Annotated in this window: 13 protein-coding genes and 1 pseudogene; 10 read left to right on the top strand and 4 right to left on the bottom strand. The window is 74.1% G+C overall.

Features of this window, described 5'->3' with window-relative positions:
* Positions 1-11: 11 nt before the first annotated feature.
* A complete protein-coding gene (locus R2740_RS17680) occupies positions 12-1,691 on the bottom strand; it encodes a formate--tetrahydrofolate ligase (RefSeq protein WP_371304012.1) in 1,680 nt (559 codons plus the stop codon).
* A 244-nt stretch (positions 1,692-1,935) separates the two neighbouring features.
* Between R2740_RS17680 and recC the strand changes: the two genes are divergently transcribed.
* Genes recC through R2740_RS17660 form a run of 4 tightly spaced genes read left to right on the top strand, consistent with a single transcriptional unit; the run spans position 1,936 to position 11,094 of the window.
* Positions 1,936-5,313, top strand: a complete 3,378-nt coding sequence (gene recC / locus R2740_RS17675; RefSeq protein WP_371304011.1) for an exodeoxyribonuclease V subunit gamma — start codon at positions 1,936-1,938, stop codon at positions 5,311-5,313.
* Entirely contained in the window at positions 5,313-8,639 is a 3,327-nt protein-coding gene (locus R2740_RS17670) for a UvrD-helicase domain-containing protein (protein ID WP_371304010.1), read from the top strand. Before recC ends, R2740_RS17670 begins: the two co-directional genes overlap by 1 nt.
* On the top strand, positions 8,636-10,423 hold the full coding sequence (gene recD / locus R2740_RS17665) for an exodeoxyribonuclease V subunit alpha (RefSeq protein WP_371304009.1): 1,788 nt from the start codon (positions 8,636-8,638) through the stop codon (positions 10,421-10,423). The genes R2740_RS17670 and recD overlap by 4 nt, the downstream gene beginning before the upstream one ends.
* Positions 10,424-10,446: 23 nt before the next feature.
* Positions 10,447-11,094 carry an ACT domain-containing protein gene (locus tag R2740_RS17660; protein ID WP_371304008.1) on the top strand — a complete coding sequence of 216 codons (648 nt, stop codon included), beginning with the start codon at positions 10,447-10,449 and terminating at the stop codon, positions 11,092-11,094.
* A 185-nt stretch (positions 11,095-11,279) separates the two neighbouring features.
* Here the strand turns inward: R2740_RS17660 and R2740_RS17655 are convergent.
* Positions 11,280-11,797: pseudogene (locus R2740_RS17655) on the bottom strand (DUF3291 domain-containing protein).
* Between the two features lie 53 nt (positions 11,798-11,850).
* Here R2740_RS17655 and R2740_RS17650 point away from each other — a divergent pair.
* Positions 11,851-12,564, top strand: a complete 714-nt coding sequence (locus R2740_RS17650) for an NAD-dependent deacylase (protein ID WP_371304007.1) — start codon at positions 11,851-11,853, stop codon at positions 12,562-12,564.
* Between the two features lie 23 nt (positions 12,565-12,587).
* Positions 12,588-13,733 carry an acyl-CoA dehydrogenase family protein gene (locus tag R2740_RS17645; protein WP_371304006.1) on the top strand — a complete coding sequence of 382 codons (1,146 nt, stop codon included), beginning with the start codon at positions 12,588-12,590 and terminating at the stop codon, positions 13,731-13,733.
* A 10-nt stretch (positions 13,734-13,743) separates the two neighbouring features.
* Here R2740_RS17645 and R2740_RS17640 read toward each other — a convergent pair whose 3' ends face one another.
* Positions 13,744-14,550: an isocitrate lyase/phosphoenolpyruvate mutase family protein gene (locus R2740_RS17640; RefSeq protein WP_371304005.1), complete on the bottom strand. Its 807-nt coding sequence runs from the start codon at positions 14,548-14,550 to the stop codon at positions 13,744-13,746.
* Positions 14,551-14,690: 140 nt separating this feature from the next.
* Between R2740_RS17640 and R2740_RS17635 the strand changes: the two genes are divergently transcribed.
* Together R2740_RS17635 and R2740_RS17630 are read left to right on the top strand one after the other, a co-directional pair.
* Positions 14,691-15,434, top strand: a complete 744-nt coding sequence (locus tag R2740_RS17635; RefSeq protein WP_371304004.1) for a VIT family protein — start codon at positions 14,691-14,693, stop codon at positions 15,432-15,434.
* Complete coding sequence (locus tag R2740_RS17630) at positions 15,431-16,798, top strand: sensor histidine kinase (protein WP_371304003.1); 1,368 nt, start codon at positions 15,431-15,433, stop codon at positions 16,796-16,798. The genes R2740_RS17635 and R2740_RS17630 overlap by 4 nt, the downstream gene beginning before the upstream one ends.
* Here the strand turns inward: R2740_RS17630 and R2740_RS17625 are convergent.
* Positions 16,779-17,468, bottom strand: coding sequence for a response regulator transcription factor (locus R2740_RS17625; protein WP_371304002.1), 690 nt, complete (start codon positions 17,466-17,468; stop codon positions 16,779-16,781). The genes R2740_RS17630 and R2740_RS17625 overlap by 20 nt on opposite strands.
* Positions 17,469-17,559: 91 nt before the next feature.
* Between R2740_RS17625 and R2740_RS17620 the strand changes: the two genes are divergently transcribed.
* Positions 17,560-18,066 carry a DUF2231 domain-containing protein gene (locus R2740_RS17620; protein WP_371304001.1) on the top strand — a complete coding sequence of 169 codons (507 nt, stop codon included), beginning with the start codon at positions 17,560-17,562 and terminating at the stop codon, positions 18,064-18,066.
* Positions 18,067-18,121: 55 nt separating this feature from the next.
* Positions 18,122-18,691, top strand: a complete 570-nt coding sequence (gene thpR, locus R2740_RS17615; RefSeq protein WP_371304030.1) for an RNA 2',3'-cyclic phosphodiesterase — start codon at positions 18,122-18,124, stop codon at positions 18,689-18,691.
* The last annotated feature ends 12 nt before the right edge of the window (positions 18,692-18,703 follow it).

Below are 18,703 nucleotides of genomic sequence, written 5' to 3'. Positions count from 1 at the left end.
TCCGGGTCGGCTCAGGAGAGACCGACGATGCGGCCCTCGTCGTCGATGTCGATGTGGTCGGACGCCGGCACCTTGGGCAGCCCGGGCATCGTCATGACGTCGCCGGTCACCAGCACCACGAAGCCCGCTCCGGCGGCGAGCCGCACCTCGCGCACGTTGACCGTGTGACCGGTGGGGGCGCCCAGCGCGGCCGGGTCGGTGGAGAAGGAGTACTGCGTCTTCGCGACGCAGATCGGCAGGTGGCCGTAGCCGTCGGCCTCGATCCGCTCCAGCCGGCGGCGGGCCTTGGCGTCCCAGGAGACGTGTCCGGCGCCGTAGACCCAGGTGGCGACCGCCTCGGCCTTGTCGGCCAGCGGCATCTCGTCGGGGTAGACGAAGGAGAACTTGTCCTCGGTGGTGGCCTCGATCGTCTCCAGGACGGCGGTCGCCAGGGCCTCGGCGCCCGCACCGCCGTCGGCGAAGTGGGTGGCGGGGACGGCCACCGCCCCCTCCTCGGCCACCAGGTCGACGACCGTCTTCATCTCCAGGTCGGTGTCGCTCGGGAACCGGTTGACCGCGACCACCATCGGCAGGCCGTAGACGTCGCGCACGTTGCGGATGTGGCGGCGCAGGTTGGCCATGCCGGCGGCGATCGCGTCGACGTTCTCCTGCTGCAGGTCGGCCAGCGGCACCCCACCGTGGTACTTCAGGGCGCGGACCGTCGCCACCACGACGACCGCGGAGGGGCGCAGGCCGCTCGCCCGGCACTTGATGTCGATGAACTTCTCAGCACCGAGGTCGGCCCCGAAGCCGGCCTCGGTGACGACGTAGTCGGCGAGCTTCAGCGCGGTGCGGGTCGCGACGACGGAGTTGCAGCCGTGGGCGATGTTGGCGAAGGGGCCGCCGTGGATCATCGCCGGGGTGTGCTCGAGGGTCTGCACCAGGTTGGGGGCGAACGCGTCACGCAGGAGCACCGTCATGGCGCCGTGGGCGTTGAGGTCGCGTGCGGTCACCGGCTGCTTGCTCCGGTTGTAGCCGATCACGATGTCGCCGAGCCGCTTCTTGAGGTCGGCGATCGACTCGGCGAGGCAGAAGATCGCCATCACCTCCGAGGCGACCACGATGTCGAAGCCGTCCTCGCGCGGGAAGCCGTTGGCCACCCCGCCGAGGCCGACGACGATGTCGCGCAGCGCCCGGTCGTTGAGGTCGACCACGCGCTTCCAGCTGACCGTGCGCGGGTCGATCTCGAGCGCGTTGCCGTGGTGGACGTGGTTGTCGATCAGCGCCGCCAGCAGGTTGGTGGCCAGGGCGATGGCGGCGAAGTCGCCGGTGAAGTGCAGGTTGATGTCGGTCATCGGCACGACCTGGGCGTAGCCGCCGCCGGCCGCGCCACCCTTCATGCCGAAGACCGGGCCGAGCGAGGGCTCGCGGAGGGCGACCATCGCGTTCTTGCCGAGGCGTGAGAGACCGTCGGCCAGGCCGACCGAGGTGGTGGTCTTGCCCTCGCCCGCGGGGGTGGGCGAGATGGCCGTGACGAGGATCAGGGTGCCGTCGGAACGATCGGCCAGCCCGCGGATGTAGGGCAGCGAGACCTTGGCCTTGGTGTGGCCGTAGGGGGAGAGGGCCTCGGGCTCGATCCCGAGCCGCTCCTGGGCCAGCGGGACGATGGGTTGCAGATCGGCGGCGTCGGCGATCTCGATGTCGGACAGCATGCTCGGCACGCTACTCCTGGGTGTGGCGTTTGTCTCTTATGGCGCATTGAGTTGCTGAAGGCGCAACGGTGGGGGTGCTCGTGGGGTGGGGCTGGTGTGACGGTTCGCTCCTCCGAGGAGCGAGATGGATGATTTCGGTGCCGCATTTCGCGGTTTCGCTCCTCGGAGGAGGAAACCCCGGCGCCGGGGCTGGCCGTGGTCGCCCGGCGGTACGGCGTCGGCTGCGGCCCGTAGGGTGCCGTGCGTGGGACTGCACCTCCATCGCGCCGGGCGGGCCGACGTGCTGGCCGACGGGCTGGCAGCGCTGCTGGCGACCCCCCTGGAGGACCCGTTCGCCACGGAGATCGTCGTGGTGCCGGCCCGCGGCATGGAGCGCTGGCTGTCCCAGCGGCTCTCCCACGTGCTCGGGGCCGGGGAGGCCGGTGACGGCGTCTGTGCCGGGGTCGACTTCCGCTCGCCCTGGTCGCTGCGCGGCGAGATCAGCGGCACCCGCGACGACGACCCGTGGGCCCCCGACCCGCTCGCCTGGTCGGTGCTGGCGGCGCTCGACGAGTCCCTCGACGAGCCGTGGGCGACCGTCCTCGCCCGACACCTCGGCCACGGCCTCGACGGGGAGGAGGGCGACCTCCGCCGCGGCCGCAGGTACGCCGTGGCGCGCCGCGTCGCGGGACTGTTCGCCGCCTATGCCCAGCAGCGGCCGACGGTGCTCGCCGACTGGACCGCCGGGCGCGACACCGATGGCGCCGGCGACCACGTCCCGGCCGACCTCGCCTGGCAGCCTCACCTGTGGCGTCGCGTCCTCCGCAGGGTCGGCGCCCCGCCGCCGCACGAGCTGCACGCGGCGACCCTCGACCGGCTGCGCGAGGACCCGCGCTCGGTCGACCTGCCGGGCCGGATCTCGCTGGTCGGCCACACCCGGCTGCCGACCACCGAGGTCGAGCTGTTGGCCGCGCTCGCCCAGCATCGCGACGTGCACCTCTGGCTGCCGCACCCCTCCGAGGCGCTGTGGCAGTCGCTCTCCGACCTGCCGGGACCGGTGGCGCGGGCGGACGACCACAGCCACGACCGGGTCGGGCACCCGCTGCTCGCCACCCTGGGCCGCGACGTACGCGAGCTGGAGCGCACGCTCGCGACGGCGACCTGGGCGACCTCCGAGGCGCTGGCCGCCTCGCCGGCAACCGACGGCTCCGACACGCTGCTCGCCTGGCTGCAGTCCGACCTGGCCGCCAACGCCCCCGGCCCCCGCACCACCCGAGCCCTGGCCGCCACCGACCGCAGCGTCCAGGTGCATGCGTGCCACGGTCCCGCGCGCCAGGTCGAGGTGCTGCGCGAGGTGCTGCTCGGGCTGCTCGCCGACGACCCCACACTCGAGCCGCGCGACATCCTCGTCATGTGCCCCGACATCGAGGGCTATGCGCCGCTGATCCAGGCGTCGTTCGGCCTGGCCGAGGTCGTGGGCGAGGCGGGCCACCCCGCCCACCGGCTGCGGGTCCGGCTCGCCGACCGGGCGCTCACCCAGACCAACCCGCTGTTGTCCGTCGCGGCCCGGTTGCTCGACCTGGCCGGCGGCCGGGCGACGGCGAGCGAGGTGCTCGACCTGGCCCACGCCGAGCCGGTGCGCCGCCGGTTCCGGTTCACCGACGATGACCTCGACCAGCTCGCCGACTGGGTGCGGGAGGCCGGCGTCCGCTGGGCGTTCGACGCCGAGCACCGCGCCGACTTCGGGCTCGCCGGCGTCGTCCAGAACACCTGGCGGTTCGGCCTCGACCGGGTGCTCGCCGGCGTGACCATGTCGGCCGACGCGCGCACCTGGCTCGACCGCACCCTGCCGCTCGACGACGTCGGCAGCGCCCAGGTCGACCTCGTCGGCCGCCTCGCCGAGTACGTCGACCGGCTGGCCGCGGCGACCGACGCCCTGGTCGGCAGCCATCCGCTCGAGCACTGGCTGACGGCGCTGGGCGACGCGGTGACGGCGCTGACCGACGTCGCCGCCGACCAGGCCTGGCAGTCCGGGCAGGTGCAGCGCGAGCTGTCCCGGGTGGGGGCCGAGGCGGCCGGGTCGCACGGCTCGCGCGCGGGTGCGTCCGGCGACCTGAGACTCCCCGACGTGCGCACGCTGGTCGGCCAGCGGCTCGCGGGCCGACCCACCCGCGCCAACTTCCGCACCGGCACGCTCACCGTCTGCACGATGGTCCCGATGCGGTCGGTGCCGCATCGGGTGGTGTGCCTGCTCGGCCTCGACGACGGGGTGTTCCCGCGTGCGGGTGTCGTCGACGGTGACGACCTGCTGGCCCGCGAGCCGCGCACCGGCGAGCGCGACCCGCGCAGCGAGGACCGCCAGCTCCTCCTCGATGCGGTGCTGGCCGCCACCCAGACGCTGGTCGTCAGCTACACCGGCGCCGACCCGTTCACCGGCCGCGAGCGGCCACCCGCCGTGCCGCTGGGCGAGCTGCTCGACGCCCTCGACGAGACGGCGACCGCGCCCGACGGCCCGGTCGGTGCCGCGGTGACGGTGCGTCATCCGCTGCAGCCCTTCGACCGGCGCAACGCCGAGCCCGGGGCACTGGTGCCCGGTCATCCGTTCACCTTCGACGCCACCGCCGTCGCCGGGGCCCGCGCCGCCTCGGCGCCGCGGGTGCCGCCGCCGGCGTTCCTGCCCGGGCCGCTCGCCCCCCGACCGGAGGGCGACGTCTCGCTCGACGACCTGCTGCGCTTCTATCGCAACCCGGTGGGCGACTTCCTGCGGACCCGACTCGACGTCGCGCTGCCCTTCGAGGAGGACCAGCCGCAGGACACGCTCCCCGTCGAGATCGACCATCTCGCGCAGTGGCAGGTCGGCGAGCGGCTGGTGAACGACCTGCTGGCCGGCCTGCCGCCCCAGGTCGCCCGCGAGCAGGAGTGGCGGCGCGGCGTGCTGCCCCCCGGGAGGCTCGGCTGGCGGTCGCTCGGCCGACTCCTCGACCAGGCGATGCCGCTGGCGCAGGCCGCCCGCGACCGTCGTACCCGCCCGGCGACGGCGGTCGACGTCGACCTCGACCTCGGTGACGGGCGCTGGCTGCGGGGCACCGTCCCCGAGGTCTACGGCGACCGGCTGGTGGCCGTGAGCTTCTCCCGGCTGGGCGCCCGCCACCGGCTGCACGCCTGGCTGCGGCTGCTGGCCCTGTCGGCGGCCGACCCCGACCACAACTGGACCGCCCACACGATCGGGCGGCCGACCAACACCCGCTCCCGCGACGACCACGCCGTCTCGCTGCTCGGGCCGCTCGACGACCTCACCGCGCGCTCGGTGCTCCGCGACCTCGTCGACCTGCGTGACCGCGGCCTGTGCGAGCCGCTGCCGCTGCCGATCAAGGCGTCGTTCTCCTACGCCCGGCTGCGCCGCACCGACGCCCCGGTGGCCGAGGCGCTGCGCAAGGCGGGGTTCGACTGGGACGACGGCCGGTTCCCGGGCGAGCAGTCCGACGCCGCCAACCTCCGGGCGTACGGGCCGGGTTCCCCGATCCCCGGTCGCGAGGTGCCGCCGCTGCCGGGCGAGGAGCACCCCGGGGAGACCTCGCGGTTCGGGGCGCTGGCGCTGCGGCTGTGGAGCCCGTTGCTCCGAGCCGAGCAGGGGAGCTGGTGATGACCGGGAGCCCCGCCGAGCTGACGCCGTTCGACCTGACCGGCCCGCTGCCGTCGGGCACCACGCTGCTCGAGGCCAGCGCCGGCACCGGCAAGACCTACACCGTGGCCGCGCTGGTCGCCCGCTATGTCGCCGAGGGCGTCGCCCGGCTCGACGAGCTGCTGGTGATCACCTTCGGTCGCGCGGCCAGCCAGGAGCTCCGCGAGCGCGTCCGCGAGCACCTGCTGATCGTCGAGCGCGCCCTGGCCGACCCGGCGTCCGCCGATCCGGACCATGCCTACGTCGGGCAGCTGCTCGACGTCGACGCGGCCGAGCTCGCGCGGCGCCGGCAGCGGCTGCGCGACGCGCTGGCCGAGTTCGACACCGCCACCATCGCGACCACCCACCAGTTCTGCCATCTCGTGCTCCGCTCGCTGGGCGTGGCAGGCGACACCGAGGCCGGCGCAGCGCTGGTGGAGAACCTCGACGAGCTGGTCGAGGAGGTCGTCGACGACCTCTACCTGCAGCGCTTCGGCGACCTGGCCGAGGCGCCGCCGTTCGACCGCGGCGCGGCGCTCACCCTCGCCTACGCCGCCGTCGGCGACCCGCAGGCCGCGTTGACGCCCGCCGACCCCGATCCGGACACCGCCGGCGGCGCCCGGGTCGCCTTCGCGCTCGCCGTGCGGGCCGAGGTCGAGCGGCGCAAGCAGCGCCTGGGCATCCTGAGCTACGACGACCTGCTCGGCCGGCTCGCCGAGGCCCTCGCCGACCCAGCCGCCCCGGCCCGCGACCGGATGCGCTCCCGCTGGCGGATCGTGCTGGTCGACGAGTTCCAGGACACCGACCCGGTCCAGTGGCAGGTGATCGAGCGGGCCTTCGTCGGCCACGCCACGGTGGTGCTGATCGGCGACCCCAAGCAGGCGATCTACGCCTTCCGCGGCGGCGACGTCGTGACCTACCTCGCCGCGGCGGCGACCGCGACACGGCGCGCCACGCTCGGCACCAACTGGCGCTCCGACGCCGCGCTCGTCGAGCGGCTGCAGGTGGTGCTGCGCAACGCTGCCCTCGGCGACGAGGAGATCACCGTGCGTGAGGTGCGAGCCGCCCACGAGGGCTCCCGGCTCGGCGCGCTCCCGCATCCCGAGCCCTTCCGGCTCCGCGCGGTCGCCCGCGACGGCTTCCGGCTCACCCGGGCCGGTGACATCCCGATGCGGGCGGTGCGCGACCACATCGCGGCCGACTGCGCCGCCGACATCGTCGGCGCCCTCGCCTCCGGAGCCACCTACGACGACCGCCCACTCGTCGCCGCCGACGTCGCCGTCCTCGTCGGCACCCGTGACCAGGGGCATCTGGTCCAGTCCGAGCTGGTCGCCCGAGGCGTGCCCGCGGTGCTGGCCGGCGGCGGCCACGTGCTGCTCACCCCCGCGGCCGACGAGATGGTGGCGCTGCTCGAGGCCCTCGACCAGCCGCACCAGTCGAGGCGGGTGCGCGCCGCGGCCCTGACGTCGTTCTTCGGGATGACCACCACCGACCTCGACGAGCGCGGCGAGGACCTCACCGACGAGGTCGCCGACGTGCTGCGCGGCTGGGCGCTGCTGCTGCGCGGCCGGGGGGTCGCCGCGCTCTTCGAGGCCGCCGAGGAGCGCGGGCTGACCGCGCGGGTGCTCGGCCGCACCGACGGCGAGCGGCTCCTCACCGACCTGCGTCACCTCGCCCAGCTGCTCCACGACGTCGCGACCCGGGAGCGCCTCGGTCTCACGGCGCTGCTCCACTGGCTGCGCGAGGAGCGTGAGCGCAACGCCCCCACCAGCGAACGCACGCGCCGCCTCGACAGTGACGCCGCGGCGGTGCAGATCGTCACGATCCACGCCAGCAAGGGTCTGCAGTACCCGCTGGTCTATCTCCCCTTCGTCTTCGAGAAGTTCCTGCACACCGTCGACCAGGCGCTGTTCCACGACTCCGGGGTCCGGACCCTCGACGTGTCGGGCTCCGGCCCGCAGTGGTCCGACCATGTCGCGCGGCACCGCGCCGAGGAGGCCGGCGAGGAGCTGCGCGAGCTCTACGTCGCGTTGACCCGGGCCCAGTCGCAGGTCGTCGCCTGGTGGGCGCCGACGGCCAACACCCCCGACGGGGGACTGCACCGGCTGCTCTTCGGGCGGCAGCCCGGCCAGCCCGCGGTGCCCGACCGGATGCCGGTCAAGGACGACGACTACGCCCACCAGGTGCTGCGGATGATCGAGGAGCTGCGCGGCCCGGCCTACGAACGCAGCGTCGTGGCCGACCCGCCGGTCGTCGCGCCTGCCGCGGCCCCGCCGTCGCTCGCCGCGCGGGTGTTCGACCGCGCGATCGACACCGACTGGCGGCGGACGTCGTACTCCGGGCTGATCCGGGTCGAGGAGTCCGAGCCGGGTGTCACCAGCGAGCCCGAGCGACGGCCGCTCGACGACGAGCCGGCCGAGCTCGACGACAACGAGCCGGCGGGCCCGGCAGCCCCGGTGGCGGAGGCACCGGTGTCCCCGATGGCCGAGCTGCCCGCCGGTGCCGGGTTCGGCAGCCTGGTCCATGCGGTGCTGGAGCACGCGGACCCCGAGGCTCCGGACCTGCGCGCCGAGCTGCTCGACCGGGTGACCGAGCAGCTCGGCTGGTGGCCCGTCGACGCGACGCCCGAGGCGATCGCCGACGCGTTGGTGCCGTTGCACCACACGCCGCTCGGACCACTCGCCGCGGGTCTCACGCTGGCCGACCTGCCGCTGCGCGACCGGCTCTGCGAGCTCGACTTCGAGTTCCCGTTGGCCGGCGGCGACGCCCGCGGCCGGACCCCGCGGGTGCTGCTCGGCGAGCTGGCGGGACTGTGGCGTGCGCACCTGCCGGCCGACGACCCGCTGGCCCCCTACGCCGCCACGCTCGACCGGCCGCTGTTGGGCGGTCAGGTGCTGCGTGGCTATCTCTCGGGGTCGATCGACGTGGTGCTGCGGGCCTCCGGCCCGGGCGGCGACCCGCGGTTCATCGTCGTCGACTACAAGACCAACCTGCTCGGCGAGCCGGGGCGCCCGGTGACCGCCGCCGACTACGGCCCGGCCGAGCTGGCCGCCGCGATGCTGCACTCGCACTACCCCCTGCAGGCGATGCTCTACTCCGTGGTCCTGCACCGCTTCCTGCGCTGGCGGCTGCCGGGCTACCACCCCGAGCGGCACCTCGGTGGCGTGCTCTACCTCTATCTCCGCGGCATGTGCGGCCCCGCGTCGCCGGTCGTCGACGGCCACCCCAGCGGCGTCTTCAGCTGGTCACCTCCGGCGTCCCTGGTGACCGCCGTGTCCGACCTGTTGGCCGGAGAGGGGGCCTCGTGACGGAGCTCTTCGAACCCGACGGCCGTCATGACCGCCGCCTGGCCCGCTCGGCGACCGGCCTGCTCGCGGCGTTCAACCAGGCGGGCGTCCTGGAGGCGAGCGACCTCCATGTCGCCACCCGGGTGGGCGAGCTCGTCGACGAGCCCGACGAGTCGGTGCGGCTCGCGGTGGCCCTCGCCGTCCGAGCCGTACGCCGCGGCTCGGTGGCCCTCGACCTCGTCGAGGTGGCCGACCTCGATCCGTCGCTGCCGTGGCCCGAGCCGTCGGGGTGGCTGGCGGCCGTCGCCGCGAGCCCGCTGGTGGCGGCGTCGGTGCTGCACGTGGACGACGGCCTGGTCTCCCTCGACCGCTACTGGCGCGAGGAGGGGCAGGTCGCCGACGACCTGGTGGCCAGGGCCGCCCGGCCGGCGCCCCCGGTCGACCCCACGTTGCTGACGGCGGCGGCGGGCCGCGTCTTCCCCGCCGGCTTCGACGAGCAGCGAGCCGCCGCCACCGCCGCCGCCGACCGGTGGACCACCGTGCTGACGGGCGGGCCCGGCACCGGCAAGACCACCGCCGTCGCGGGGCTGCTGGCGCTGCTGGCCGAGCAGGAGGAGGCGGCCGGCGTCCGTCTCCGGGTCGCCCTCACGGCCCCCACCGGCAAGGCGGCCGCGCGACTGCAGGAGGCCGTGGCGGCCGCCACCCGAGAGCTGCCCGCCGACGACCGGGCGCGGCTCGACCACCTGCCCCCCGCACTCACCCTCCACCGGCTGCTGGGCTTCCGGCCGGGCAGCCACACGCGGTTCCGCCATGACCGCGACAACCGGTTGCCCCACGACGTCGTGGTCGTCGACGAGACTTCGATGGTCTCGCTGACGATGATGGCGCGGCTGCTCGAGGCGGTGCGCCCGCAGACCCGGCTGGTCCTGGTCGGCGACCCCGACCAGCTCGCCTCCGTCGAGGCCGGCGCCGTGCTGGCCGACCTGGTGGCCGGGCTGGGGGAGCGCGACCCGGGCTCGGTCGTCGCGCTGCGCACCTCCCACCGGTTCGGAGAGCAGATCGGCGCGCTGGCCGCCGCGATCCGCGACGGTGACGCCGACACGGCCCTCGCGCTGCTCCACGAGGGCGGTGACGAGGTCGAGCTCGTCGACCCCTCGGTCGTCGACGCGTCGGCCGCGGTCCGCGAGGTGGCGCTGGCCGCCGCCCGCGAGGTGCACGCCGCCGCCGAGGCCGGCGACGCGTCGTCGGCGCTCGCCGCCCTCGACCGGCATCGCCTGCTGTGCGCCCACCGCGAGGGTCCGTTCGGGGCCGGCCACTGGAACCGACAGGTCGAGCGCTGGCTGGGGGACGAGCTCGGCACGCCGGTCGGCGGCGCCTGGGGCCGCGAGTGGTACGCCGGCCGGCCGCTGCTGGTCACCGCCAACGACTACGGCCTGCGTCTCTACAACGGCGACACCGGGGTCGTGGTCCGCGCCGGCGACGGGCTGCGCGCGGTCATCGCGAGCGCCGCGGCGCCGGTGTCGCTGGCAACCACCCGGCTCGCCGACGTCGAGACGATGCACGCCATGACCGTGCACAAGAGCCAGGGCAGTCAGGCCGAGGAGGTCACCGTCCTGTTGCCCGACGACGACTCCCGGCTGCTCTCCCGCGAGCTCTTCTACACCGCCGTCACGCGTGCTCAGTCCCGGGTCCGGGTGGTCGGCACCGAGGCCGCCGTACGCGCCGCGGTGGAGCGCCGTGCCCTGCGCGCCTCCGGACTGCGGCAGCGCCTCGCCCGCACTCCGGGCAGTGAAACACCTGCGTAACCACCTCCGGCTAGCCTCGCTGCATGCCCTACCTCCTGCGGGTCGCCCTGCCCGACGTGCCCGGGTCGCTGGGCCGCGTCGCCACGGCGATCGGCCAGGCCGGCGCCGACATCGAGGCGATCGAGATCGTCGAGCACCGCCACGACGGCGTGGCCGTCGACGACGTGCTGCTCGAGATGCCGCCCGGAGCGATGCCCGACTCGGTCGTGTCCGCGTGCCACGCCCTCGACGGCGTGGAGGTCATCTGGATCACCCACTATGCCGCCGGCGGCAACCTCTTCCTCGACCTCGAGGTCGTGGAGGAGCTGACGACACTCGGCGCCGAGGCGCTCGACGCCCTGGTCGGCATGCTGCCGATCACCTTCCGAGCCGACTGGGCGGCCCGGGTCGAGCAGACCGAGGCCGGTGGTGCGGTGGTCCGCGCCACCGACGCCGCGCCCGCCGACCTCGTCTGGACCGACCTGCTCCAGGCCAGCCGGCTCCCCGACCGCGACGGTGGCGACACGCTGTGCTGCGCGGCCCCGATCGGTCCGGGCGAGATGGTGGTGCTCGGCCGCACCGGCGGCCCCGAGTTCCTCGACTCCGAGCTCGCCCGGCTCGGTCACCTGGTCTCGCTGGCGACCTCCATCGCGCGCCCGCACCCCCCGGGTCGTGTGTCTGCGCCGTCGTAGTCTCCGCGGGGGGGCACACCCGACCCGCCGGGGTTGTGGGTTGTGTGTCTGCGCCGTCGTAGTCTCCGCGGGCGGGGACACGACCCCCGGGTTGTGGGTTGTGTGTCCGAGCCGTCGTAGTCTCCGCGGGCGGGGACACACGACCCGCCCCGACGGGGACACGCGCCCCGGGGTTGTGGGACGCGTCAGGCCGGGAACACACGAGACAGCGTCGACGCTCGTCCGGGCAGGCGCCGGTCGTCCGCCGCCTCCGCGGCCTCCGGGTCGAAGCGCTTGCGGAACGTGAAGGCGTACGCCGTCGGGCCGTGCCGTTCCAGGTGCTCGAGCCGCTCGATCGCCTCCGCGGCCGTCGGCCGGTGGCCCCGCGGGACCCACCAGAGCACCGTCACCACCGAGTCGAGCCGCTCGAACCACTCGCGGCGCCGGCGCAGGAACCCACGTGCGCCGACCGGAACACATAGTCGGCCAGCGCCTCCACCGACTCCCAGGTCGAGAAGTTGACGAGCATCGAGGCGTCGTCGGGGAACGGCCGCTCGGCGATCGCGTTGCCGTCCTCGGTCTGGAACCGCCAGAGGAACCCCGGGCTGGCCTCGGCGAGCGCGTTGATCTCGTCGAGCGCCTCCATGAACGGCGCCACCACGGGGGAGTCCTCGGAGGCGACGAGTCGGCCGATGTTGAGCTGAGCGAGGTCGTGGCTGCGCATGCCGACACCGTACGACGCTCCCACGCCCCTCGTCGTCCTGGTAGGACTGACTCATGGGCCGCGCCAAGGTCGTCGTACTCACCGGCGCCGGCATCTCCGCCGAGAGCGGGGTGCCGACGTTCCGCGACGCCGACGGGCTCTGGGAGGGCCACCGCGTCGAGGAGGTCGCGACCCCGGAGGCCTTCGAGGCCCACCCCCACGTCGTCCATCGGTTCTACGACGCCCGCCGGGCCGCGCTCGCCGGCGTCGACCCCAACCCCGCCCACCATGCGCTGGCCGACCTGGAGGCGGTCCTCGGAGACGACCTGCTCGTCGTCACCCAGAACGTCGACGACCTCCACGAGCGTGCCGGCTCGACGCGGGTCCACCACATGCACGGCCACCTGCGCTCTGCCCGGTGCCTGGCGTGCGGCGCCCGCACCGTGTGGCACGACGACCTGGCCCACGGCCCCGCGTGCCCCACCTGTGGCGAGCCGACGCTGCGACCCGACATCGTCTGGTTCGGCGAGGTGCCGCACGGCATGGACCTGATCGAGGAGGCGCTGGCCGACGCCGAGCTGTTCGTGTCGATCGGCACCTCGAGCATGGTCTACCCGGCCGCCGGCTTCGTCGTCGCCGCGCGACATCATGGCGCCCGGACCCTCGAGCTCAACCTCGACCGCAGCGCCGCCAGCTCGGTCTTCGACGAGACCCGGCACGGCCCCGCGTCGCTGCTGGTTCCCGCCTGGGTCGAGGAGATGCTGGTCACGGAGGGTGGCCGGCTCTGATTACCGGCCAGTAGCATCTCGGCATGAGGCGCACGATCTACACCGAGGACCACGAGGCCTTCCGCGAGTCGGCGAGGGAGTTCCTCGACCGCGAGGCCCGGCCCCACCTGGAGGACTGGGCGGAGGCCAAGGCGCTGCCCCGGTCGTTCTGGCTGGCGGCCGGCAAGCAGGACCTGCTCGGCCTCGAGGTGCCCGAGCAGTACGGCGGCGCGGAGGCCGGCGACTACCGCTTCAACGCGGTCTTCACCGAGGAGCTCGCCAAGGTCAACATGGCGCTCCCGTCCTGCGTGGGCATCCACGGCGACATCGTGGCGCCCTACCTCGTGCACCTGACGACCGAGGAGCAGAAGCAGCGCTGGCTCCCGGGCTTCTGCTCCGGTGAGCTGCTCACCGCGATCGGGATGACCGAGCCGAGCGGCGGCTCCGACCTCGCGGCGCTGAAGACCACCGCCGTCCGCGACGGCGACGAGTGGGTCCTCAACGGCTCCAAGACGTTCATCACCAACGGCTACTCCGCCGACCTGGTGCTCGTCGCGGCCCGCACCAGCCCGGAGAAGAAGGCGCGCGGCATCACCCTGTTCGCCGTCGAGGCCGACCGCGAGGGCTACTCCCGCGGCCGCAAGCTCGACAAGGTCGGACAGGACGAGTCCGACACCGCCGAGCTGTTCTTCGAGGACGTCCGGGTGCCCGACGAGAACATCGTCGGTCAGCTCGACGAGGGCTTCATCCACATGATGACCTGGCTGCCGCAGGAGCGGCTCGGCTCGGCCGTCACCAACCTGGCGCACGCCCGCCAGATCCTCGACGAGACGCTGGACTACGTGAAGGAGCGCCAGGCCTTCGGCCAGCCGGTCGGGCACTTCCAGCACAACAAGTTCCTGATGGCCGACCTGGTCACCCGGGTCGAGGTCACCCAGGCCTTCGTCGACCAGTGCGTGCTCGCGCACTGCGACGGCGAGCTCACGCCGATCGACGCCGCCAAGGCCAAGTGGTGGACGGCGCAGGTGCAGAACGACGTGCTCGACCACTGCGTGCAGCTGCACGGCGGCTACGGCTTCATGAACGAGTACCGCGTCGCACGCGCCTGGCGAGACGCCCGGGTCACCAAGATCTGGGCCGGCTCCAACGAGATCATGAAGGAGCTCATCGGCCGCGACCTCGGGCTCTGACCCTGGCGCGTCAGCCGAAGGCGCGGGCTCGCACCTCGGGGTCCAGCCCGTGCTCGAGGAACGCATAGCGGCCCTCGTCGAGCAGGGTGCGCGCGGCGTCGACGAGGGCGCCGTACGCCGTCCAGGTGAGGCCGCCGCCGGTGGACACCCGGCGGACGCCGAGCCGGCCGAGCTCGGGCACCGACGGGGCGCCGGGCAGCGCCAGCACGTTGACCGGGGCGCCCGCCTCGGCGACCAGGCGGGCGATGTCGTCGGCGTCGGTGAGCCCGGGTGCATAGACCGCGTCGGCCCCGGCGGCGACGTAGGCCCGCAGCCGCCGCACCGTGTCGTCGAGGTCGTCACGGTCATAGAGGTGGTTCTCGGCCCGCGCGGTCACGACCAGCCCGTGGCGGGCGGCCGCCTCGACCGCCTGCCCGACCGCCTCGCTCGCCCGCTCGAGCGCCAGCACCTCGCCCGCGACCGGGTCGAAGTCCTCGATCGAGACCCCGCTCGCGCCGGCGTCGGCGAGCATCCGCACCGTCTCGGCAACGCCGCCGGGCTCGCGGGGGAAGGCACACTCCGCGTCCACGGACACCGGGATGCCCACCGCGGCGGTCAGCTCGGCGACGTGCCGGACCAGCTCGTCACGGCCGACCGTCTGGTCGTCGCGCCCGAGCGCGGCGCCGAGCCCCGAGCTCGTGGTGGCCAGCGCCGGGAACCCCACCACCTCCAGCAGCCGGGCCGACCCCACGTCCCACGGGTTGGGCATCACGAAGATGCCCGTCTGGTGCAGGGTTCGGAAGCGTCGCCGCAACTCCGCGGTGTCCGTCGCGCTCATGCCCGCAACGTACGCCGTCCCGCCGACGTCGGCCCTCGCGCGGTCGTCGTACGGGCGGGTCGTGTGTCCGGCCCCGCGGGGACCACGACGGCTGGGACACACAACCCGATTCCTCAGGAGAGGGATGCGAGGATCACCCCGTGACCGCGCAGACCCCCGACCCCGACACGATCGAGCCCGGCCCGCATGAGGACGAGCCCCACGAGGGCAACGTCAGCGGTCGGCTCAACTGGCTGCGCGCCGGCGTCCTGGGCGCCAACGACGGGATCGTGTCGACGGCGAGCCTGGTCGTCGGGGTGGCCGGTGCGACCAGCGACACCACGGCGATCATGGTGGCCGGGGTCGCGGGGCTCTTCGCCGGCGCGATGAGCATGGGCGCCGGTGAGTATGTCTCGGTCAGCACGCAGCGCGACTCCGAGAAGGCACTGCTCGCCAAGGAGCGTCGCGAGCTCGCGGAGGAGCCCGAGGAGGAGCTGGCCGAGCTGACCATGCTCTACATGGACAAGGGGCTCAGCGAGGACCTCGCCCGCCAGGTCGCCGTGGAGCTCACCGAGCACGACGCGCTGGCCGCGCACGCCGAGGTCGAGCTCGGCCTCGACCCCGACGAGCTGACCAACCCGTGGCACGCGGCGTTCGCGTCGATGGTCGCCTTCACCGTCGGCGCGCTGCTCCCACTGCTCACCATCACCCTGTCGCCGGAGGCGGTCCGACTGTGGGTGACCGTCGGTTCCGTGGCGGTGGCGCTGGCGTTGACCGGGTGGACCAGCGCGCGGCTCGGCTACGGCCCGACCGGCCGGGCGGTGGTCCGCAACGTCGCCGGCGGCGTGCTGGCGATGGCGATCACCCACGTCGTCGGCTCGCTGGTCGGCACCCAGGTGGGGTGACCGTGCTCGACGGGTTCGGGGTGCGCTCCCGCGTCCTGCTGGTCGCGATCACGGTGCTGCTGCTCACGCTGCTGCTGTGGACGTGGCTGTTCTGGCGGGTCTTCGACGCCGCGCTGATCGGCTCCGCGCGCGGGCACGCGGAGGTCGAGGCGCAGCAGCTCGCGTCCACCCTCGAGCTGGTCGAGCCCGCGAGCGCCGTGCCGGTGCGTGACCACGCCAACGGCAACGACATCACCGTGCAGGTGATCGACGGCTCCGGGCAGGTGGTGGCGGCCTCCCGTGAGGACGCCCTCCAGGAGCCCCTGACCGACGAGCAGCCCGCCGACGGCCACGTCCTCGTCGAGGAGGTCGACGGTCTGGAGGGCATCGACCGGGATGCGTTCGTGCTGGTGGCCCGCGGCGCCACCGGCGTCGACGGGGAGGCGCTGACGGTCGTGGTCGCCAGCCCGGTGCACATCGAGGAGGGCGTGGAGTCGCGCATCTTCCTGACCGGGGGGCTCGCGGCCGCGCTGGTGCTTGCGATCGCGGCGATCCTGGTGAGGTGGGCCGTGGGGGCCAGCCTGCTGCCCGTCGAGCGGCTCCGCGGTCAGCTCGCCGAGATCGACGGGCACACGATCGGCGACCGGGTCGACGTTCCCGAGACCGGCGACGAGCTGACCCGGCTGGCCGAGACGATGAACCAGATGCTGACCCGCCTCGAGGGCGCCTACGCCGCCCAGGCGGGGTTCGTCTCCGACGCCAGCCACGAGCTGCGCAGCCCGCTCTCGACGCTGCGCACCTCGGTCGAGCTGGCCGCCGCCGACCCGACCGGGCAGGTCTGGGCGGAGACCAGGCCGATCGTGATGAACGAGATCCTCCGCCTGCAGCGCCTCGTCGACGACCTGCTCACCCTGAGCAAGTACGACGCCGGCGCGGTGCCGCTGCGGCGGCGCGAGTGCGACCTCGACGACCTGGTGGTCGAGGCGGTGCGCCAGGTGCGGACCGTCGACGGCCCGGCCTTCGCCGTGGCCCCCGAGCCGGTGCGCGCGGTGGCCGACCCCGACCGCCTCGGCCAGGTGCTGCGCAACCTGCTCGACAACGCCGGACGCTACGCCCGGTCGGCCGTTCGTGTCGGGCTCTCCGCCGACGGTGACGAGGCAGTGGTGACGGTCGACAACGACGGCCCGCCGGTGGCGGCAGAGGACAGGGAGCGGGTCTTCGACCGCTTCGTGCGCCTCGATGCGACCCGCGACCGGGACACGGGCGGCGCCGGTCTGGGGCTGGCCATCGCGGCCGACATCGCGCGCGCCCACGGCGGCACCCTGGTGGCCGGGGAGGCCGATGACGGCTGGTGCCGCTTCGAGCTCAGGCTTCCTCGGGAGTGACGTCGGGCGCCAGCCGATAGCCCACGCCCCGCACCGTCTTCAGGCTCGTGGTGCCGAAGGGCACGTCGATCTTCTTGCGCAGATAGCCGACGTAGACCTCCACGAGGTTGTCGCTGCCGGGATAGTCGGAGTCCCAGACGTTGGCCAGGATCTCGCCCTTGGTCACCGCGTCCCCGGCACGGCGCAGCAGGTACTGCAGCAGGAGGAACTCCCGTGGCGTCAGCTCGATCGGCACCTCGCCGCGACGGACCAGGCGGGTGTTGGGGTCCAGGCTGAGGTCGCCGCTGGTCAGCACCACGGGTCGCTCGGGGGCGCCCCGCCGGACCAGCGCCTTGAGCCGGGCGACGAGCACGGGGAAGCTGAACGGCTTGGTGAGGTAGTCGTCGACGCCCAGGTCGAAGGCGTCGGTCTGGTCGAACTCGCCGTCCTTGGCCGTGAGCATCAGCACCGGCGTCCACACCTCGGCGGTGCGCAGGTCGCGCAGCACGTCGTAGCCGTGCTTGCCGGGCAGCATGATGTCGAGGACGACGACGTCGTAGTCGCCGTGCCGCGCCATGCCATAGCCGGTCACGCCGTCGTGGGCGACATCGACCACGAAGCCCTCGTCGCCGAGGCCGCGGCTCAGGGCCGCCGCCAACGGACGCTCGTCCTCCACCAGCAGCACTCTCATCGTGGTCCAGCGTCTCAGAGTCCTCTCAGCGCTGGGCACCTAGCCTCGCCGCATCCACCACGTCTTTTCTCTCGCCTCTCGGAGGAGCCCCGTGTTCGACACCATTGCCGGCCTGCCCGTGCACCCGCTCGTCGTGCACGCCGCCGTGGTCCTCGGACCGCTGGCCGCCCTGCTGCTGCTGGTCTATGTCGTCAAGCCCGGGTGGCGGCTCGGCCTGCGGTGGCCGCTGGTGTTGACCGGCGGCGGGGCCGCCCTGAGCGCCGCGGTCGCCTCCGCGAGCGGCGAGGCGCTGCAGCACCGCGTCGACGAGGCGGCCACGGCGGCGGCCCGCCAGCTGGTCGAGGAGCACGCCGAGGCCGGCGACCTGGCCGCGGCCAGCCTCTACGTGCTGGCCGGCGCCATCGTGCTCGTCGTGTTCTTCCTGCTGCCGCCGGTCGCCAGGGCCGGGCGCGCGCCGATCCTGCGCACCGCCGGCGTCGTGGTCGCCCTCGGCGCGGTCGCCTTCGCCACCTTCGGCGTGGTCAACGCCGGGCACACGGGCGCCAAGGCGAGCTGGAGCGAGGTGGTCGCCACGACCACCCCCGGCGAGGGCGACTGACCCACCGACCCGCACGGCCCCCAGCGCTCTCCCCCGTAGCCTGGGGGCCGTGCGGATGTTCGCGGCGGTCACGCCCAGTGACGAGGCCGTGGAGGATCTCGACTCATTCCTCGCGGTGCGTCGGGATGCGGCGCCCTTCCGCTGGGCCGCGGCCGAGCAGCTGCACGTCACGCTCGCGTTCCTGGCCGAGGTGCCCGAGCGCCGGCTCGACGAGCTGGAGGAGCGGCTGGGTCGAGCCGCCGGGCGCCGGCACCCCTTCCCGGCGCGGCTGGCCGGCGGCGGCGCCTTCCCGAACGCCGGCCGGGCGCGGGTGCTGTGGTGTGGGCTCGACCTCGAGGAGGCCGGGCAGGAGGAGCTGCGCCGGATGGCCACCGGCGCGCGGGCGGCCGCCGCCAGGTCGGGCATCGAGGTCGACGGCCAGCGGTTCCGTCCGCACGTCACGGTCGCCCGCCTGAACCGACCCACCGAGGTGTCCAGCTGGGTGCGCCTCCTCGACGGGTACGCCGGCCCCTCCTGGCCGGTCGACCGGATCGATCTCGTGGCGTCGTACCTCGGCGAGGGTCCTCGGGGTCGTCCCCGCTACGAGACCGTCGCGTCGTTCCCCCTCGTGACCGATCCGACGTAGTGGTCCCGCTCG

Origin of the sequence: Nocardioides sp., from assembly GCF_041393715.1 — a bacterium.
GTDB lineage: Bacteria > Actinomycetota > Actinomycetes > Propionibacteriales > Nocardioidaceae > Nocardioides.
The sequence above is the reverse complement of the archived record's forward strand: the minus strand, read 5'-3'. Positions and strand labels throughout refer to the sequence as shown.

Excerpts from the sequence above, each read along its gene's own strand:
- R2740_RS17680 (WP_371304012.1), bottom strand. The coding sequence starts at position 1,691 with ATGCTGTCCGACATCGAGATCGCCGACGCCGCCGATCTGCAACCCATC.
- R2740_RS17670 (WP_371304010.1), top strand. The coding sequence starts at position 5,313 with ATGACCGGGAGCCCCGCCGAGCTGACGCCGTTCGACCTGACCGGCCCG.
- R2740_RS17660 (WP_371304008.1), top strand. The coding sequence starts at position 10,447 with ATGCCCTACCTCCTGCGGGTCGCCCTGCCCGACGTGCCCGGGTCGCTG.
- R2740_RS17650 (WP_371304007.1), top strand. The coding sequence starts at position 11,851 with ATGGGCCGCGCCAAGGTCGTCGTACTCACCGGCGCCGGCATCTCCGCC.
- R2740_RS17645 (WP_371304006.1), top strand. The coding sequence starts at position 12,588 with ATGAGGCGCACGATCTACACCGAGGACCACGAGGCCTTCCGCGAGTCG.
- R2740_RS17640 (WP_371304005.1), bottom strand. The coding sequence starts at position 14,550 with ATGAGCGCGACGGACACCGCGGAGTTGCGGCGACGCTTCCGAACCCTG.
- R2740_RS17625 (WP_371304002.1), bottom strand. The coding sequence starts at position 17,468 with ATGAGAGTGCTGCTGGTGGAGGACGAGCGTCCGTTGGCGGCGGCCCTG.
- thpR (WP_371304030.1), top strand. The coding sequence starts at position 18,122 with ATGTTCGCGGCGGTCACGCCCAGTGACGAGGCCGTGGAGGATCTCGAC.